Origin of the sequence: Chromobacterium sp. Panama (assembly GCF_003052555.1) — a bacterium.
Taxonomy (GTDB): Bacteria; Pseudomonadota; Gammaproteobacteria; order Burkholderiales; family Chromobacteriaceae; genus Chromobacterium.
Genome location: NZ_QARX01000001.1, coordinates 3,007,603 through 3,025,706, shown reverse-complemented (window position 1 = coordinate 3,025,706; position 18,104 = coordinate 3,007,603). Strand labels below are relative to the sequence as shown.

General features: G+C 64.8%; 14 protein-coding genes and 4 tRNA genes. 8 read left to right on the top strand and 10 right to left on the bottom strand.

Going from position 1 to position 18,104, the window contains the following annotated elements; translation table 11 throughout:
- Positions 1 to 238: 238 nt before the first annotated feature.
- Positions 239 to 5,176: a hemagglutinin repeat-containing protein gene (locus DB032_RS13675; protein ID WP_158274303.1), complete on the top strand. Its 4,938-nt coding sequence runs from the start codon at positions 239 to 241 to the stop codon at positions 5,174 to 5,176.
- Positions 5,177 to 5,243: 67 nt separating this feature from the next.
- Here the strand turns inward: DB032_RS13675 and DB032_RS13670 are convergent, their stop codons facing one another.
- From DB032_RS13670 to DB032_RS13640, 7 genes are all read right to left on the bottom strand, one after another.
- Positions 5,244 to 6,104 carry a pirin family protein gene (locus tag DB032_RS13670; protein ID WP_107799970.1) on the bottom strand — a complete coding sequence of 287 codons (861 nt, stop codon included), beginning with the start codon at positions 6,102 to 6,104 and terminating at the stop codon, positions 5,244 to 5,246.
- A gap of 26 nt (positions 6,105 to 6,130) precedes the next feature.
- On the bottom strand, positions 6,131 to 6,979 hold the full coding sequence (locus DB032_RS13665) for a pirin family protein (RefSeq protein WP_199225894.1): 849 nt from the start codon (positions 6,977 to 6,979) through the stop codon (positions 6,131 to 6,133).
- A gap of 130 nt (positions 6,980 to 7,109) precedes the next feature.
- Positions 7,110 to 7,793 carry a GntR family transcriptional regulator gene (locus DB032_RS13660; protein ID WP_107799968.1) on the bottom strand — a complete coding sequence of 228 codons (684 nt, stop codon included), beginning with the start codon at positions 7,791 to 7,793 and terminating at the stop codon, positions 7,110 to 7,112.
- Positions 7,794 to 7,938: 145 nt separating this feature from the next.
- Positions 7,939 to 8,014, bottom strand: a tRNA-His gene (locus tag DB032_RS13655).
- Between the two features lie 48 nt (positions 8,015 to 8,062).
- Positions 8,063 to 8,138: transfer RNA gene (locus DB032_RS13650), tRNA-His, on the bottom strand.
- A 37-nt stretch (positions 8,139 to 8,175) separates the two neighbouring features.
- Positions 8,176 to 8,252 (bottom strand) — tRNA-Arg (locus DB032_RS13645).
- Between the two features lie 23 nt (positions 8,253 to 8,275).
- A tRNA-Pro gene (locus tag DB032_RS13640) sits at positions 8,276 to 8,352 on the bottom strand.
- A gap of 229 nt (positions 8,353 to 8,581) precedes the next feature.
- On the opposite strand from DB032_RS13640, the gene folD reads away from it, so the two are divergent.
- From folD to DB032_RS13625, 3 genes are all read left to right on the top strand, one after another.
- Positions 8,582 to 9,433: a bifunctional methylenetetrahydrofolate dehydrogenase/methenyltetrahydrofolate cyclohydrolase FolD gene (gene folD, locus DB032_RS13635; protein ID WP_107799967.1), complete on the top strand. Its 852-nt coding sequence runs from the start codon at positions 8,582 to 8,584 to the stop codon at positions 9,431 to 9,433.
- Positions 9,434 to 9,595: 162 nt separating this feature from the next.
- Positions 9,596 to 10,459 (top strand): formyltetrahydrofolate deformylase, encoded by an 864-nt coding sequence (gene purU / locus DB032_RS13630; protein ID WP_048410466.1) that lies wholly within the window; start codon positions 9,596 to 9,598, stop codon positions 10,457 to 10,459.
- 8 nt (positions 10,460 to 10,467) lie between these two features.
- Positions 10,468 to 11,049, top strand: coding sequence for a hypothetical protein (locus DB032_RS13625; RefSeq protein WP_107799966.1), 582 nt, complete (start codon positions 10,468 to 10,470; stop codon positions 11,047 to 11,049).
- Positions 11,050 to 11,128: 79 nt separating this feature from the next.
- Here DB032_RS13625 and DB032_RS13620 read toward each other — a convergent pair whose 3' ends face one another.
- The 3 genes from DB032_RS13620 to DB032_RS13610 form a co-directional block, all read right to left on the bottom strand.
- A complete protein-coding gene (locus DB032_RS13620) occupies positions 11,129 to 11,599 on the bottom strand; it encodes an NUDIX hydrolase (RefSeq protein ID WP_048414591.1) in 471 nt (156 codons plus the stop codon).
- Between the two features lie 173 nt (positions 11,600 to 11,772).
- Positions 11,773 to 12,594 carry an undecaprenyl-diphosphate phosphatase gene (locus DB032_RS13615; RefSeq protein ID WP_107799965.1) on the bottom strand — a complete coding sequence of 274 codons (822 nt, stop codon included), beginning with the start codon at positions 12,592 to 12,594 and terminating at the stop codon, positions 11,773 to 11,775.
- Positions 12,595 to 12,671: 77 nt separating this feature from the next.
- Entirely contained in the window at positions 12,672 to 13,289 is a 618-nt protein-coding gene (locus DB032_RS13610) for a UPF0149 family protein (RefSeq protein ID WP_107799964.1), read from the bottom strand.
- Positions 13,290 to 13,442: 153 nt separating this feature from the next.
- Here DB032_RS13610 and cysS point away from each other — a divergent pair, with 153 nt between their 5' ends.
- The 4 genes from cysS to DB032_RS13590 all read left to right on the top strand — a co-directional run bounded on the left by cysS (position 13,443) and on the right by DB032_RS13590 (position 17,980).
- Entirely contained in the window at positions 13,443 to 14,816 is a 1,374-nt protein-coding gene (gene cysS, locus DB032_RS13605; RefSeq protein WP_107799963.1) for a cysteine--tRNA ligase, read from the top strand.
- 122 nt (positions 14,817 to 14,938) lie between these two features.
- Positions 14,939 to 15,154, top strand: a complete 216-nt coding sequence (rpmE, locus tag DB032_RS13600; protein WP_043593861.1) for a 50S ribosomal protein L31 — start codon at positions 14,939 to 14,941, stop codon at positions 15,152 to 15,154.
- Positions 15,155 to 15,288: 134 nt separating this feature from the next.
- Positions 15,289 to 16,215 carry a hypothetical protein gene (locus DB032_RS13595; protein ID WP_107799962.1) on the top strand — a complete coding sequence of 309 codons (927 nt, stop codon included), beginning with the start codon at positions 15,289 to 15,291 and terminating at the stop codon, positions 16,213 to 16,215.
- Between the two features lie 109 nt (positions 16,216 to 16,324).
- Entirely contained in the window at positions 16,325 to 17,980 is a 1,656-nt protein-coding gene (locus DB032_RS13590) for a glycosyltransferase family 39 protein (RefSeq protein ID WP_107799961.1), read from the top strand.
- Positions 17,981 to 18,104: the final 124 nt, after the last annotated feature.

The following is an 18,104-nucleotide window of genomic DNA, read 5'->3' as shown; positions in this document are numbered from 1 at the left end:
GGCATTTATTTTTTGTCGTGAATATTTTTTGAAAGAAATTAGCTGCGAAAGCGACTAAGCGATATTGGCAGTATTTCATTTGAATTGATTTAAAAAGAGACGTAGATTCGAAATCAAACGTATGTTTCATTGTGGGCGGATCCGGCTGGCAGGCTGGAGAGGCCCACGGAACATGGGTGTTTGGATAGACGGTTTTGGACCGGATCTGCTTGTTCTCTGAATGAACGGGACTCAAATCATGAAGAAAAAAATAAATTTCGGCTTATCGGTAACGGGGAAAGTGGCGGCGGCGCTGACTCTGGCGTTTTGGGCGGTGGAAGCCGCGATGGCGGCCGGCATCGTCGCCGGCGGCAACGGCGCGCAGCCGCAGGTGAGCAACGCCGCCAACGGCGCGGCGGTGGTCAATATCGTGGCGCCCAGCGCCGCGGGCCTGTCGCATAACCAATACCAGGATTTCAACGTCGGCAAGCCCGGCGCGGTGTTCAACAACTCCGCCGCCGGCGGCCAATCGCAGCTGGCCGGCCAGTTGGGCGCCAACGCCTTGCTGGGCGGGCGCGAAGCCAGCGTGATCTTGAACGAAGTGATCAGCCGCAACCCGTCCTTGCTGTTGGGCAAGCAGGAAGTGTTCGGCAAGGCCGCCGACTATGTGCTGGCCAACCCCAACGGCATCACCTGCAGCGGTTGCGGCTTCATCAACACCCCGCGCGCTTCGCTGCTGGTGGGCAACGCCAATATCGAAAACGGCGCCATCGCCTCCTTGCAGGCGGCGATGAACGGCAACGCACTCAGCGTCAACGGCGCCGGTCTGAGCGGCGTCAACGTGCTGGACCTGATCGCGCCGCGCATCGATGTGCGCGGCAATGTCGCCGCGCGCGAGCAGCTTAATGTCCGCGCCGGTTTCAACCTGGTGGATTACCAGGGCCAGGACGCCAAGGTGCTGCGCAGCGATAAGGCGCCGGAAGGCGTGGGCTCGCTGGACAGCGTGTTCCTGGGCGCGATGCAGGCCGGCCGCATCAATATCATCAGCACCGCCGACGGCGCCGGCGTCAATGTGGGCGGCAGCCTGAACGGCGCGCAGGAAGTGTCGGTGGACGCGCGCCAGGGCAAACTGGCGCTGGAAGGCGCGCAGATCCGCGCCAGCGAAGGCAAGGTGGCCCTGGTCGCGCGCCAGATCGACAGCCGCGGCCGGGCGGAAACCTCCACCACCCAAGACAGCGGCCACGATGAGAGCTGGTTCATCTGGAAAACCGGTGAAAGCAATACCGCCAGCAATGGCAGCGATACCCGCATCAAGCGCAGCGTCATCAGCGCGCGCGACGATGTGAGCCTCAGCGCCGGCGACGCGGCGACCTTGGCCGCCACCGACATCAGCGGCCGCAATGTGGCGCTCAGCGGCAAGGATCTGACGCTGGACAGCCAAGTGGCGGACAGCGCGTCCAGCAACAGCAATCACGCCTGGAAAAACTCCTGGGCCTATAACCGCGACCAAAGCGAAACCAGCCAGCGTCAGGAAGGCGTGCGCATCCGCGCCGAGCAGGACGCCACGCTGACCGCGGCGGCGACGGCGGCGGACAACCAGGCGGTGGACGGCGCGCAGCCGCGCGGCCAGATCGCCATCCGCGGCGGCAGCGTCAGCGCCGGCCAGGACATCCGCCTGCAGGCCGACGGCGGCGTGAAGCTGAGCGGCGTGACGGAAACCGATACCCGCAGCGATAGGGGCAATCGCAAGAACGACGGCGCCAGCCTGGAAACCGGCTCTTGGGACCATGCGTCCAGCGAGCAACGCCTGGCGCAAAGCCAGCTGCGCGCCGGCCGCGATCTGGATATCCGCGCCAGCGGCGACATCGACGCCAAGGCGGCCAAGCTGGCCGCCGGCCGCGACGCCTCCCTGGACGCGGGCGGCGCGCTCGGCCTGGGCGTGCAGCAGACGACGAACCAGAACAGCCAGCGCAACGACCAGGTGTACTGGGGCGGCATCGGCGGCGGCGGCAACCGCGACAACGGCAAGACCGACACCGTCAACACCGGCAGCGATCTGACCGCCGGCGGCAAGCTGACGCTGCGCGGCGACAGCGTGGCCATCGCCGGCAGCCGCGCCCGCGGCGAGCGGGACGCGGTGGCGATCAGCCGCAACGGCGACATCAGCATCGACAGCGTGGTCAACCAATCGCAAACCCGCACCGATCAGCGCAGCGGCACCGCCTTCAACATCACCAAGAGCAGCAGCAAGGGCAATGCCAGCCAGCAGCAGGCGGTCAACGCCGAGCTGAAGTCCGACACCAATCTGAGCATCCAGTCCGCCAAGGACGTGGCGATCAGCGGCAGCCAGGTGCGCGCAGGCGGCGAATTGAACGTGGCCGCCAACGGCGACATCAAGGTGGCGGCGTCGCAGACCCGCGATAAGGTAGAGAGCAAGGACACCGAGCTGGCGCTGCGCGGCGTCGGCGAGATCACCGGCGACAAGCAGTACCGCGGCGGCGTGCGCATCGAGCACAGCAGCAGCAGCGTGGACCGCGACGCGACCCAGAACCAGGCGGCGACGCTGTCCGGCGACAAGGTGGCGCTCAATGCCCAGGGCGATCTGACCGTGACCGGCTCCAAGCTGAACGCCGGCGCCGGCGGCGCGGCCCTCAGCGGCCAGAACGTCAGCCTGAACGCGGCGCAGGATACGGTGAAGGAAAGCAAGAGCAGCAGCGTCACCGGCGGCGGCCTCTATATCGACGCCGGCCTGGACAAGACCGGGGTGGCGCTGGGCGTGGACCAGAAGAACAGCCGCAGCCAGTCCGACAGCAGCACGGCCCAGGTCAGCGCGATCAACTCCAAGGGCGGGGTCAGCATCGTCGCCGGCAACGGCGACGGCGACATCCGCAACCAGGGCGCCCAGGTCAAGGCTGATGGCGACATCAAGCTGGCCGGCGGCCGCATCGACAACCAGGCGGCCAACAGCAGCCAGAAAACCACCTCCGACAGCAGTCATTGGGGCGTGGAAGTGGGCGTCAACGCCGATTACAGCGGCGTGACCCGTCCGCTGGTGGCGGCCGGCGAGAAGGTGGCCAAGGGCGATGTGATCGGCGCGGCCGGCGCCGCCGGCGATCTGGGCGCGGCCAATCTGGGCGTGGATGTCGGCGTCAAGGCCGGCGTCGGCTCGGAGACCCGCCAATCCAGCACCGCGCAGGCCAGCAGCCTGAACGGCGGCAATATCAAGGTGGACGCCAAGGCCGGGCTCAGCGATCAAGGCACCCAGTATCAGGCCGGCAACACGGTGGAGATCAAGGCGGACAGCCATCAGTTCAGCGCCGCGGCCAATACCCAGAGCCAGAGCGGCAGCAAGACCGAGGCGGATGTCGGCGTGCGCGTCTACACCACCACCGGCGAGGATGTGAACGTCAAGGCGGCCGGCAGCGGCAGCACGGTGACGAGCGCCTCGTCCAGCTCCACCGCGGTCACCGGCGGCATCCGCGCCGGCAACGGCGTCAAGGTGGACGTGGACAACAACGCCGCTTACCAGGGCGTGGCCATCGCCGGCGGCAAGGGCGCGGCCAGCGTCAACGCGGGCGGCGATCTGAGTTTCAGCCAGGCCAACAACAGCAGCAGCAGCGAGCAGCGCACCGTGGGCGGCAAGGCCAATCTGGCCATCACCACCAGCCCGATCGAAGGCGGCGGCAAGAATGTCGGCGGCAGCGGCGCGGTGGCGGTGAACGTGGACAAGCAGCAAGCCAAGTCCAGCACCGCCGTGACCGGCGGCGTGGACGCCGACGCCGGCGTGAGCTTGACGGCCGGCGGCAAGCTGGGTCTGCAGGGCGATAAGATCGCCAGCCGCGGCGACGTGACGCTGCAGGGTGACAAGGTGGAGTTCAAGGCCGCCGAATCCAGCGCCGACAAGTCCGGCAGCCAGTGGGGCTTCGATCTCAAGGCCGGCGGCAGCCAGAGCAATGGCCAGGAGAAGGCGAGCAAGGGCTTCAATGTGGGGGCCGGCGGTAATTACGCCAGCACCGACGAGTCCAGCCGCAGCCAGACCGGCGGCAGCGTGGTCAGCGGCGGCAAGGCCAGCATAGCGGCCGGCAGCGGCGGCATCCGCCTGAGCGGCACTCAGGTGCAGGGCGACAGCGCCAAGCTGGACAGCCAGGGCGATATCCGCCTGGAGTCGGCGCAGTCCAGCAGCCAACGCAACAACTGGAGCGTGGCCGGCAATATCGGCGGCGGCAACAAGGCCAGCAGCGACAAGGAAAACGGCCAGATCAAACCTGACAGCACCAAGAACGTGCACGACATCAAGGCCGGCCTGGAGGTGAAGGTGGATCAGCAGGACAAGCTGAGCAACACTAACGCCAGCGTGACCGCCAAGCAGCAAGTGGAACTGAACGCCGAAGGCAACGCCACCCTGGCCGGCGCCAATGTCAGCGGCAAGACCGTCACTGGCCAGGTGGGCGGCAAGCTGGCGCTGGAGAGCCGTCAGGATCGCGACAACAGCGTGAAGGTGGACGTGGCGCTGGGCGTCAACAGCTCCAACGGCAAGGAGGCCAGCCTGGTCGATCAGGCCGCCGACAAGGCTGGTCCGCTGAAGGACAAGGTGAAGGAGAAGGGCGCCGAGCTGGTCAACGCCGCGTCCGACAAGGTGAAGGAGAAGTATGACAGCCTGGCCTTCAACAAGGGCCTGAAGGAAGACACCACCAATGCGGTGAGCTTCAACGCCAACAGCGAAACCGTCACCCTGCCCGAGCAGCCGACCTCCGGCCCGGCCAAGTCCGGCACGCTGGACACGCTGGCGCGCAAAGGCGGCAACACGTTGAAGGACAAGCTGCTGAACGCCCAGGACAAGGGCACCGAGCTGAAGGCCGACGTGGACGTCAGCGTCAAGCGCGACAACTCGGTGGGCGTCGTTACCGGCATCGCCGGCGCCGACGGCGTGACCCTGCAAGTGGGCGGCAAGACCCAGCTGACCGGCGCGACCGTGTCGTCCGCCAACGGCAAGGTGGACCTGGGCGATTCCAAGGTGGAAACCGCCGACATCGCCACCGAGCGCTACAACGGCGGCGGCGGGGTCAAGCTGAACAGCACCCCGTCAGGCATCCTGAAGCAGGCGGTCAGCGACGTGACTTCCGGCAAGGCGCCGCTGATCCGCGCCGAGCATGAGAATACGCCGACCGTGGTGAAGGGCGGTATCCAGAGCAAGTAAGACGCTTGATCCAAGCGAAAACCCCCGCCGGGCAACTGGCGGGGGTTTTGTTTTTAGCCGGCCGCTCTCACAAGGGAATGAACTCGGTCTCGCCCGGCACCATCGGGAAACGCTGGGCGATCCAGTCCGCGCGCGCCTGGGCCAGCCGCTCGCGGCGGCTGGACACGAAGTTCCAGTCCAGATAGCGCGGGCTGGCCGGCGGCGTGCCGCCCAGCAGCATCACCCGGCTGTCGCGCCGCGCGATCAGTTCGCCGCCCTGGCCGGTTCTCAGCAGGCCCAATTCGTTGGCGTTCAGCGCGGCGCCGTCCACGTCCAGTTCGCCGGCGGCGACATAGGCGGCCAGTTCGTCCACGCCTTCCGGCAGCGCCAAGCGCGCGCCGGCCGGCATGGCGGCGCTGGCGTAGAACACCGGCAGCGGATAGGCGACCGGCGAGCGACGGCTCCAGCCTTCGCCCATCAGCAGGTTCAGTTCCACCCCGTCTTGGTTCCAGCGCGGCAAGTCCTCGGCCGGGTAATGGGCGAAGGCCGGCTCGCATTCCTCCTGTTCATCCGGCAGCGCCAGCCACAGCTGCATGCCTTCCACCGCCACGCCTTGCTGGCGGATGTCGGCCGGCACCCGCTCGGAGTGGGTGATGCCGCTGCCGGCGGTCATCAGGTTGACCGCGCCGGGCGCGATGCGCTGCACCGTGCCCAGGCTGTCGCGATGCATCATCGCGCCGGAAAACAGATAGGTGACGGTGGCCAGGCCGATGTGCGGATGCGGCCGCACATCGCCGGCGCTGCCTTCGGCGGCGAAACGGGCCGGACCCATGTGATCGAGAAACACAAAGGGGCCGACGCGGCGCGCCTGGCGGGTGGGCAACAGCCGGCGCACCGGAAAGCCGATGTCGCGGCCCTGGCTGGCGATGGTTTGGGTAAGCAGCGGCATGGCGGCTCCAGCTTAGGGTTTGAGGGTCAGAAGCGGCCGTCGCGAAAATCGGCTATGGCTTCTTCCACTTGTTCGCGCGTATTCATCACGAAGGGGCCCCATTGCGCGATGGGTTCGCCCAGGGGCTTGCCGGCAATCAGCAGCAAGCGGCTGTCGGCCGCGGCGCGGAGGCTGACGCCGTCGCTGTCGGCGCGGTTGTCCAGCACCGCCATCTGTCTTGCCTTGACGCCGCGCTGTTGCGCGCCGACGGCGATCTCACCCTGATAAACATAGAGGAAGGCGTTGTGGCCGGCGGGGATTTCCAGCGTCTCTTCGCTGCCGGCGTCCAGACGCAGGTCCAGGTACAGCGGTTCGGTGGCTTCGCGTTCCACCGCGCCGGCCTGGCCGCGCCAGTGGCCGGCGATCAGTCGCGCCTCGCCTTGGGCCGGCGCAGACGGAATCTCGGCGGCGGGGATGTCGCGATACCACGGCGCGCACAGCTTGCGCTCCGCCGGCAGGTTCAGCCACAGCTGGAAGCCGTGCATCAGGCCATCCTCTTGTTCCGGCAGTTCGGAATGCACGATGCCGCGGCCGGCGGTCATCCATTGCACGCCGCCGGGGCCGAGCAGGCCTTCCTGGCCGGTATTGTCGCGGTGGCGCATGCGGCCGGCCAGCATATAGGTGATGGTTTCGAAGCCGCGGTGCGGATGGCTGGGAAAGCCGGCGATATAGTCGTCGGGATTGTCGGAACGGAATTCGTCCAGCATCAGGAAAGGGTCCAGCCGCCTTTGCAGATCGGAGCCGAGCACGCGCAGCAGGCGCACGCCTGCGCCGTCCGACACCGCCTGGCCGTTGACCAGGCCTTCCGCTTCCCGGCTGATGAATGGGTGTTGCATGGCCATGTCTCCCTGTGGGGCCGGACTGGCGTCCGGCGGTTTACATGGCCGGATTATTGCGCGCCGCCGACGCGCTTGATAGCGCAAAGAATTGCGCGTCAGATTCAAAAAATCTGAACGCGCAGCGGCCTCAACTCAGGGCGGCTTGCTGGCTCTGTCCGCGCAGATAGTCTTCCAGCGCGTGGCCGGCGGACAGGATGTGGAAGCGGATGAATTCCGCCGCCTCGTCGGCCTTGCCCTGGCGGGACAGCTCCAGTAGCTTGCTGTGCTCCTCGTGCGCCCGCTCCATGGTGCGGGTGAACAGGATCTGCATCCGGGTGTAGCGGTCGGTCTTGTTGTGCAGCTGCTCGATCAGCGCCAGCGTGTTGGGCCGCTTGGCGGCGCGGTACAAGGCCAGGTGGAAGCGGGAGTTCAATTCCCCCCAGTGGCGCACGTCGTTGTTGCGCAGCGCTTGTTCGAATTCGCGCAGGGTTTGCTGGGCCAGATCGTGATCGGCCTTGGTGTGACAGGGGATGGCGGCTTTGAGCACCGAACCTTCCAGCATCGCGCGGATTTCCAGCAGCTCCAGCACGTCTTCCAGCGACAGCTTGGACACCAGCGCGCCCTTGTGGTCGATGATCTGGATCAGGCCTTCGGCTTCCAGCTGGCGCAGCGCCTCGCGCACCGGCACCCGGCTGACGCCGTATTCATTGGACAGCGCCTCTTGGCGCAGTTGTTGGCCATCGGCGAACTCCCCGGAGAGAATGCGCTGGCGCAGGGATTCGGTTACGGCACTGGTGAGCGTCTGGCGCTTGATCGGCTGCATGGTGGTCATGGTGGTGGGTGTCGTCGTCAGTCAAGCGGTGTCATGCAAATGTATTCGATTATACGGAGCTTGAACTGTCAGACAAGGCCCAAAACTGACCTTATGAGTCGCTAAAATGAAAAAACCCGGCGTTTGGCCGGGTTTTTTTAAGATTTGGGGTGGATGATGGGGCTCGAACCCACGACAACAGGAATCACAATCCTGGACTCTACCAACTGAGCTACATCCACCGCCGAAAGCGGTGAGCCGACGCCCTGAGGCGGCAACTTGAAATAGGGTGGGGTGGATGATGGGGCTCGAACCCACGACAACAGGAATCACAATCCTGGACTCTACCAACTGAGCTACATCCACCACTGAAAAACAAGCACTGCATTGTACCACAATTACTTGGCGCGCCCGACAGGACTCGAACCTGTAACCCCCGGCTTAGAAGGCCGGTGCTCTATCCGGTTGAGCTACGGGCGCTCGGTCGGGCTTCGCCTTACTGCTGGTCGGGGCGGCGGGATTCGAACTCGCGACCCCCTGATCCCAAATCAGGTGCGCTACCAGGCTGCGCTACGCCCCGACGACAGAGACCGCAACTATACGGATGGCGATTTGGGCTGTCAACACCTGTTTGTAATTAAATTGCGGCCGGCCAGGGGCGCGATATTGGCCGGGCGGCGGGCTGGGCGGCACTTCCCTTTATTTATCTTGATCTTAAGTAAGTTTTGTTGCGCAGCGGCATTTCGGAAGCGGCTGAAAAATGCGAGAATATGCGCCTTCTTTTTCAGCCTCTATTATGGAACCGGCCCATGGCAGCACAACTGATTGACGGCAAAGCGGTAGCGGAAAAACTGATCGCCAAGGTGGGCGAGGGCGTGCAGGCGCGCCTGGCCGCGGGCAAGCGCGCCCCGGCGTTGGCGGTGATCCTGGTGGGCGAGGACCCGGCGTCCGCGGTCTACGTGGGCAGCAAGAAGCGCTCCTGCGAGAAAGCCGGCATCCGTTCGCTGGCCTATGATCTGCCGGCCGATACCAGCCAACAGGCGCTGCTGGACATCATCGACCGCTTGAACGCGGACGCGGAGGTGGACGGCATCCTGGTGCAGCTGCCGCTGCCCAAGCAGATCGACCCGCAGGCGGTGATCGAGCGCATCGACCCGAAAAAGGATGTCGACGGCTTCCATCCCTATAATATGGGCCGGCTGGCGATCAAGATGCCGTTGCTGCGTCCCTGCACCCCGCGCGGCGTGATGACGCTGCTGGAAGAGTACGGCATCGATCCCAAAGGCAAGAAAGCGGTGATCGTCGGCGCGTCCAATATCGTCGGCCGTCCGCAGGCGCTGGAAATGCTGCTGGCGCGCGCCACGGTGACGGTGTGCCACAGCGCCACCGCCGATCTGGCCGCCGAAGTGGCCGCCGCCGACATCGTGGTGGCCGCGGTGGGCATCCCCAACTTCGTCAAGGGCGAGTGGGTCAAGCCGGGCGCGGTGGTGATCGACGTGGGCATCAACCGTCTGGACAGCGGCAAGCTGTGCGGCGACGTGGAGTTCGCCGCGGCGGCCGAGCGTGCCGGCTTCATCACCCCGGTGCCGGGCGGCGTCGGCCCGATGACGGTGGCCACCTTGCTGCAGAACACTCTGGACTCCGCCAATATGCACGCTTGAACGGCGCGCCGTTCAGCCCAAAACGCCATCGCCGCTTCCGCGGCGGCGGCGTTTTTGTTTTATCGGCGCGCGATAGGGCCGGCGCTTGCAAACAAAGCGAGACGTTGGCGGCCCGGCTATCGTAAAATCGACGGTTTTAGTTCGCAGTAAGCAAATCCGATCATGAGTCAAGACAAGCAATCGGCCACGCTGTTGATCAGCGCGCCGGACAAGAAGGGCCTGGTGGCGGCCATCGCCAACTTCCTGATGACCTACAACGCCAACATCATGCACGCGGACCAGCATCAGGACACCAGCGAAAACCTGTTCCTGATGCGGGTGCAGTGGGATGTGGACGGCTTCACCCTGCCGATGGAGAACTTCGCCGCCGCCTTCCAGCCGATTGCCGACGAACACGCGATGAACTGGAAGGTGTCGCTGTCCACCCGCAAGCCGCGGATGGCCATCTTCGTGTCCCAGTACGAGCACTGCCTGGTGGACCTGATGCACCGCTGGCGCATCGGCGAGCTGGACTGCGAGATCCCGCTGGTGATTTCCAATCACGAAACCTGCCGCCGGCTGGTGGAGTTCAACGGCATTCCCTTCCATGTGATCAAGGTCACCAAGGACAATAAGGAAGAGGCCGAGGCCGAGCAGTTCCGCCTGCTGGAAGAGGCCGGCGTGGACTTCATCGTGCTGGCCCGCTATATGCAGATCCTGTCCCAGGGTTTCGTCGAGCGCTATCCGGACCGGGTGATCAACATCCATCACAGCTTCCTGCCGGCATTCGACGGCGCCAAGCCTTATCACCGCGCGTTTGCGCGCGGGGTGAAGCTGATCGGTGCCACCAGCCACTACGTGACCGAGGATCTGGACGAGGGCCCGATCATCGAGCAGGAAGTCACCCGCATTTCTCACCGCGACGAAGTGGACGACCTGATCCAGAAAGGCCGCGACCTGGAAAAAGTGGTGTTGTCGCGCGCCGTGCGCTGGCATATGGATAACCGCGTGCTGTCCTATAACAACAAGACGGTAGTCTTTGACTGAGAGCGGACATGCGCCTGCTGATTGACGATGTGGTGGATTTGCTGCGCTTCAGGGTCAAGCCCCTGGGCGAGTATCAGTATCCGCGCTGGCAGACCCTGTTGTTCCTGATCGCGCTGGGCCTGGTGGCCAGCGCCGACACCGCTGAGCTGGGCAACAACCTGACCGGCCGCATGCTGTTCATGGTGCTGTTCACGCTGGCGGAAACCCTGTGTTTCGCCGGCTTCATCGGCCTATGGCTGCGTTTTGCCAAGTGGGACGGCCATGGTTCGCTGTTCGGCCTGGTGGCGGTGGCCAGCGGCCTGCAGTTCGTGGAACCGCTGACCAGCTGGTTGCCGGACGACGCGGCGCTGGCGGTCAACGGAGTGTTGTCCATCTTCGGCATTCTGGTGTTGGTCAACGCGCTGGCCGTGGTGTCGGGCATTCACCGGCTGCGGGTGGCGCTGGGAGTGTTGTTGTTCGCGCCGGTGGCCATGGTCTTGCTGGCCGGGGCCTTGTCGCTGGGTTCGGCGGCGGGCTGGGTGGATTTGCCCGCCGGCGTGGCCGACGCCGCGCGCGGAGCGGAGAGCTCGGCGCCCGCAAGCGGCATCTGAGCCGCGGGCTGAAAAAAGAACAGGACATGCCAAGGCATGTCCTGTTTTGCATGGAGGGCGCGTGGACGGGCCGGCGCGCTCAATCCACCTTGGCGATGTAGCGGGCCAGGCCCAGCAGCGCGCGCAGCGCGTCGCCCTTGGCGGTGACTTCGCCGCGCAGCCGCGCGTAGCGGCGCAGGATGGCGCGGCCCTCTATGAACAGGTCCATGTCGGTGTCCGGCGAGGACACCAAGGCGATGCGTTCGATTTCCCCCTGCGGGCGCGGCTGGCCCTGCGCGATGCACAGGTAGACCTTGTGCGCGTTGAACGGGGTGATGTGATCGAACAGATACAGCATGGAGTTGATGCGCAAGCCGGTTTCTTCCCGCACTTCGCGGATCAGCGCCTGGGAGCGCAGTTCGCCGCGGGCGGCCTTGCCGCCGGGAAGATTGTAGCGGCCGCCTTTGGCCGCGGTGACCAGCACGCCGTCGGGCAGTTCGATAATAGCGGTTGCGCGCCTGGCCAGGTCCGCCGGCAGGCGCTCGTTTCTTTTTTCTTCCAAAACACTCATTCTTCAAAAAATTAGTTAGGGCCACCGGCGAGAGTGGCCCTGGATATTATTTTTCCATTCTAAAGCACTAGACCGATCAGTCCAATAAGCTGTGCTCAAAATTTACTCATATATCTGATTTGAATGAGATAAATCGCGCCGCCATTCAAATTGAAACCATGCGGTTTCCGCGCTCAAAGCAGTTTGGCCAATAAACCGCCCAGACCCACCAGCAGGCAGTAGTAGCCAAACGGGCGCAGCGACTCGATTTCGCTTTTCTTGAAGTAGCGCATCAGGAAGGCGGTGCTGGCGTAAGCGCAGGCGCCGGACAGCAGGCCGCAGGCCAGCAGCAGTCCTGCGGAAACCTTGCTGTGCGCCAGCTTGGGCACTTCCAGCACGCCGGCGGCGGCGATGATGGGAGTGGCCAGCAGGAAGGAGAAGCGCGCGGACGAGGCGTAGTCCAGGCCATGGGCGAGGCCGGTCACCAGGGTGGCGCCGGAGCGGGAGAAGCCGGGCAGCAGGGCCAGGGCCTGGCCCGCGCCTATCTTGATCGCGCCAGAGAAGCTTAGCCGCTCCAGGTCCAGATGGGCTTGCTTCCGTTTCAGGCGGTCGCCCCACAGCAGGAGCAAGCCGTTCAGGCTGAGGAAGATCAGCACCGCGGTGGTGCTGGTGAACAGCGCGCGCAGCTGTTTTTCCAGCAGCAGGCCCAGCAAGCCGGCGGGGATGGTGCCGGCGATCAGCAGCCACATCAGCCGGGCGTCCGGATTGGAGGCCTTGCCGCCGGCCTTGAGGAAGCCGCCTGTCAGTTGCAGCCAATCGCGGCGGAAGTACAGCAGCAGCGCGGCGGCGGTGCCCAGGTGCAGCACCACCATGAAGGGCAGGAAATCCGGGCTCATGCGGTTGATGGACCAATGCAGCCAGTCCGGTATCAGCACGCCGTGGCCCAGGCTGCTGACGGGAAAGAGTTCGCTGACGCCCTGGATGACGGCGAACAGCAGGGCTTCGATAGGGTTCATGGCGGGTCCTGTGGCGGTGGGAGGCGGCTTGCGCCGGCCTGCTTATCAACGCCGCCGCCGCGGACCGGTTGACCGGCTCAGTTGCGCTGCCGGCGTTCCAGCGCTTGTTCCTCCTCTTCCAGCCGCCGGCGAATGGCGGAGAAGAAGCGGTGGATGCCGTGCACGGACTCGGACAGCTCGGCCAGGCATTGTTGGCGCCGCTCGGGCGTCAGCGCGGGCATTTGCACTTCCGGGTCCGGATTGCGCTCGAAAGCCAGGGTCAGGATGGGCTCCAGCAGCGGCGCCTGCTCCGGATCGTCGAACAGCAGGCCCCAGTCCTCGTTCAGCAATTGCATGCCTTCGGAAAAGCCTTCGGCCCAGTCGTTGCCTCGGATCTCGCCGGCGGCGTCCGCTTCCAGCCAGGGTTGGAAGGCGTCGTCCTCGCGCAGCGCGGCGGAGACGTCCAGCCAATGCCCCATCAGCAGTTTGGCGAACTGTTCCAGCGCCTTGTCGCTGGGAAAGGCGGCATCGTCGTCGAAGGCGTCGCCGATGATGGCGGGCAGGCATTCTGTCGGCTTGATCGGTTCCGGGCCGCAGAGCAGGGCGGCGAAGAAGCCGTCCAGATGTTCCAGATTCATGCCTTGCTGCGGCAGGAAGCGGTTCAGGGTGGCGGCCAGGCGTTGGTAGTCGGCGTCGGAAAGCGGGGTATGGCTCATGGCGGACCAGGGCTAGGGAGAAAAGCCCATTATCCGCCATCTGGCGGCCCAGCGCACCGCCGGCCGCGCGGCGCGTCGCAATCACGATGCGGAGGGCTTGACGGCTCTGTTACAATCGTTCTTTTTTGACCCAACCTCCAATAGGTTTCCATCATGTTGACCGTGTATAACACCCTGACCCGCCAGAAAGAAGAGTTCAAACCCATCGAGCCCGGCAAGGTGTGTATGTACGTGTGCGGCATGACGGTCTACGACCTCTGTCATATCGGACACGCGCGCATGTTGGCGGCCTTCGACGTGATCTATCGCTGGCTGGACGCGTCCGGCTACGACGTCACCTATGTGCGCAATATCACCGATATCGAGGACAAGATCATCAAGCGCGCCGCCGAGCGCGGCATTCTGCCGCAGCAGTTGGTGGAAGAGACCATCGCCGACATGCGTCAGGACGCCGCCGCGCTGAGCCTGTTGCCGCCGACGTTCGAGCCGCGCGCCACCCAGCATGTGCCGGGCATGGTGGCTATGATCGAAAAGCTGATCGCCAACGGCAAGGCCTACGCCGCGGACAATGGCGACGTGTATTACGCGGTGCGCGAGTTCGAGGGCTACGGCAAATTGTCCGGCCGCACCCTGGACAAGCTGCGCGCCGGCGAACGGGTGGAAGTGGACCCGCACAAGCGCGATCCGCTGGACTTCGTGCTGTGGAAAGCGGCCAAGCCGGGCGAGCCGTCCTGGGACAGCCCGTGGGGCGCGGGGCGTCCGGGCTGGCATATCGAGTGCTCGGTGATGAGCTGTCATCATCTGGGCGAGAATTTCGACATCCACGGCGGCGGCGAGGATCTGCAATTCCCGCACCATGAGAACGAAATCGCCCAGTCCGAGGGCGCCCATGGCCACCAGTACGTTAATTACTGGCTGCACAACGGTTTCATCAATGTCGACGGCGAGAAAATGTCCAAATCGCTGGGTAATTTCTTCACCATCCGCGACGTGCTGGGCCATTTCGACGGCGAGGTGATCCGCTTCTTCATCGTGCGCAGTCATTACCGCAGCCCGGTGAACTACACCGACAGCATCCTGGTCGACGCCAAGCACGGCCTGACCCGGCTCTATACCGCCTTGCGCGGCCTGGAGCTGCCGGCCTCCGCCGGCATAGACTGGAAGAACCCGTTCGCCGCGCGCTTCCAGACCGCGATGAACGACGACTTCAATTCTTCGGAAGCGGTGGCGGTGTTGTTCGAGCTGGCCGGCGAAGTCAACAAGAGTCGCGATCCGCGTCAGGCGCGCCTGCTGAAGGACCTGGGCGGCGTGCTGGGCCTGCTGCAGCGCGACCCGGAAGACTTCCTCAAGGGCGGCGCCGGCGACGAGGAGTTGTCGGCCGAGGCGGTGGAAGCCTTGATTCAGGCGCGCAAGGATGCGCGCGCCGGCAAGAACTGGGCGGAGTCCGACCGCATTCGCGATGAGTTGACCGCCAAGGGCATCGTGCTGGAAGACAGCGCCCAGGGCACGGTCTGGCGCCGCGCCTGAGTCGCAGGGGCCGCCATTGACAGTGGATTTGGCACTTGTCAAGCGGCGGCAAAGCGCGGATAATCGATAGTTTCGCAAGCAGTACAGGCAAATCCCCTGTACCCGATTTGAAAGGAAGACACATGAAAACCGATATTCACCCGACTTACAAAGACCTGACCGTTACCTGCTCCTGCGGTAGCCAGTTCGTGACCAAGTCCACCATGTCCAAGGACGCGTTCGGCATTGAAGTTTGCTCCAACTGCCACCCGTTCTACACCGGCAAGCAAAAGATCGTCGACACCGCCGGTCGCGTTGACAAGTTCAACCAAAAGTTCGGCGGCTTCTTCAAGCGCTAAGCGCCGAGGATACGTTGGACACCCAGAAAAAGGCAGCTCAGGCTGCCTTTTTTCTATGATTCCGGAGCGGCGGCGGCAGGGTTTGGCAGATTCCGGCCGGCGGCGCGCGTACCTATATCTGCAAGGTTGAGGCCATGGCGATCCACATCGTTTACCTGTCCCACGGCGGCAAGAAATACTACGACCAGACCCGCTTTTCCGTGTTGAGCCTGTTGAATTTGCTGCTGAAGCAGCAGCGGCAGGACGTGAAGATCATGGTGTACACCGACGCGCCGGACAGCGTGCCCGCGCATCCCCTGGTTCGCACCGAGACCCTGAGCCGGGCGCAGTTGCAGGCGTATCGCGGCCAGTTCGACTATGTGCACCGCATCAAGCTGGAAGTGATGCTCAAGGCGGCGCGCGAACTGGGCACCGCCGTCTTGTACGTGGACTGCGACACCCGTTGGCTGCGGGTGCCGGATGAGCTGTTCGCCCAACTGGAAGCAGGCAACGCCAGCTGCATGCACGTCAACGAAGGCGTGTTCGGTCCCGGCTTCTTCCCGGATTATCTGGCCGCGGTGGACAAGCACGGCGCCGAGCTGCGCAAGATGGGCGTGGCCGACGTCCAGGGCCTGGCGATGTGGAACGCCGGCGTGGTCGGCGCTTCCGCCGGCATGGTGCCCTTCTTTGAAACCGCCTTGCGCATCAACGACTTCCTGCTGCCGCGCGTGGAAGCGCGCAACTGGACCGAGCAGCTGGCCTGGTCGCTGGTGGCCTGCGACGGCCGTCAGCCGCTGGCGCTGGGGGATGCGCTGCATCATTACTGGAACTACAGTTACGAGGCGCCGCTCTACCTGGCGGAAGTGTTCGCCGGCATGGCGCCGGACTGGGACGTGGCGCGCCAGGCCCAGTACTGCGGCGAATTCGCCTGGGACGAGGCCAGGCTGAAGACGATACAGGCCGATCCCGATCACAAGCGCCAGCGCCGCCGCAACAAGTTGCGCAACTCCATCGCCAAGCGCAAGGTGGATTGGCGCATTCTGATCGCTCGCTTGCGCGGCGCTTTGCCGTCGGCTGATTGAAAGGGGCCTCGAACAATCGTCGCGAGCGGTTCGAGAGCAAGGCGCGCCGCAGCGCTCGGGCCGCGCGGTAGATCTTTCGAGCTCCCCTGAAACTGTTTGAACGAGACTCATGCTCACTTATTCGGAACAATCCCAAACCCTGGCCAAGCCCACGGAAAAACCGTGGATTCTGCTGCTGCTGTGCTTTGTCTGGCTGTGGCCGGGCATCTTGGGCCACGATCCGTGGAAGCCGGACGAGCCCTTCGTGCTGGCGGCGGTGCAGGGCATGCTGGACACCGGCAACTGGCTGCTGCCCACGGTGCAAGGCGCGCCCTATCTGGATAGTCCGCCGCTGTATTACTGGGTGGCGGCCTTCATGGTCAAGCTGCTGTCTCCCTGGCTGCTGGCGGCGCACGACGCCGCGCGGCTGGCCACGCCCTTGTTCATGGCGCTGGCCCTGCTGCTGGCCGGCATGGCCGGCCGCGATCTGATCGGCCGTCGTCACGGCCGCAGCGTGGTGATGGTGTTGATAGGCTGCGTCGGCCTGGTGGAAACCGGCCATCAGCTGACCTCGGTGGTGGCCGGTTTCGCCGGCTTCGCCGCCGCTTTCTACGCCTTGTCGCTGACCCTGCGTTCGCCCGGTCTGGCCGGCGCCTTGCTGGGCGCGGCCAGCGCGGCCATCTTCCTCAGCGCCAGCCTGATGGAGCTCTTGCTGCTGTGGATGGTGGTCTTGCTGCTGCCGGCCTTCTCCGCCTGGCGCAGCAAGCAATACGCGATCACCGTGCTGCTGGCCTTGCTGATCGCCGCGCCCACCTCCCTGGTGTGGCCGCTGGCGCTGGCCAAGAGCCATCCGGACGCGTTCAATCTGTGGTGGAACGAGTACTCGCTGGGCCAGCTCAACGGTTTTGGCCGGGTGCAGCTGTTCCACGACTTCGGCTACTACAGCCTGAACGCCCTGTGGTTTGCCTTCCCGGCCTGGCCGTTGGCCGGCTGGACCTTGTACCGCAACCGGGAACGGCTGGACCAGGCGCGCTTGCAACTGCCGCTGATGTTCTTCGCCGTGGTGTTGATCCTGCTGACCTTGTCCAGCCGTCCCAATATGACTTACGCGATGCCGCTGCTGCTGCCGCTGTCCTTGCTGGCGGCGGTGGAGCTGGACAATCTCAAGCGCGGCGCGGCGGCCTTCCTCAACTGGTTCGGCCTGATGACCTTCGGCTTCTTCGCTATCCTGGTGTGGGCCGGCTGGGCGGCGATGAACTTCGGCTGGCCGCGGGGCCTGGCCGGGCGCGCCCAGTATTTCAGCCCGTATTATCAGGAGCACGTGTCCAGCCTGGCCGCGGTGTGCGCGGTGATCGCCACCCTGGTGTGGCTGTGGGCGCTGACGCGCAAGCATTTGCGCGGCCGCCAGGCCATCAGCAACTGGGCGGCGGGCCTGACCCTGCTGTGGGGTCTGGGCATGACCTTGTGGCTGCCGTGGTTCGACGCCGCCAAGAGCTACCGTCCGGTAGTGGAGCGGATGATGAAGGCGCTGCCGGCCAACGCCGCCTGCGTGGCGACCGAGAGCCGCAATCAGCTGGCGCTGATCAGCTGGCGCTATTACGCCGGCCTGGACCTAGTGTCCTATCCGGCGGGCAACGCCTCGCCCTGCGACTACCAGCTGGTGGTGCGCTCGGAGGACGAGGGCATCGCCGAGCCGGGCTGGGAAGTGCTGTGGTACGGCTCCCGGCCGCGCGAGCAGAATATGATGTTCGCGCTATTGCGGCGCATTCATCCGCATGAGCAATAAGAGCTGCGAGCAAACCCCCTGACCCTGCGTGGCGCGCCTTGCCCCAGCGGTAAAACCGGGTTTTGTTAAGCAGGCTAAAAACCCCCGCATTCATCAATCAATGCGGGGGTTTTTCATGGGCAGC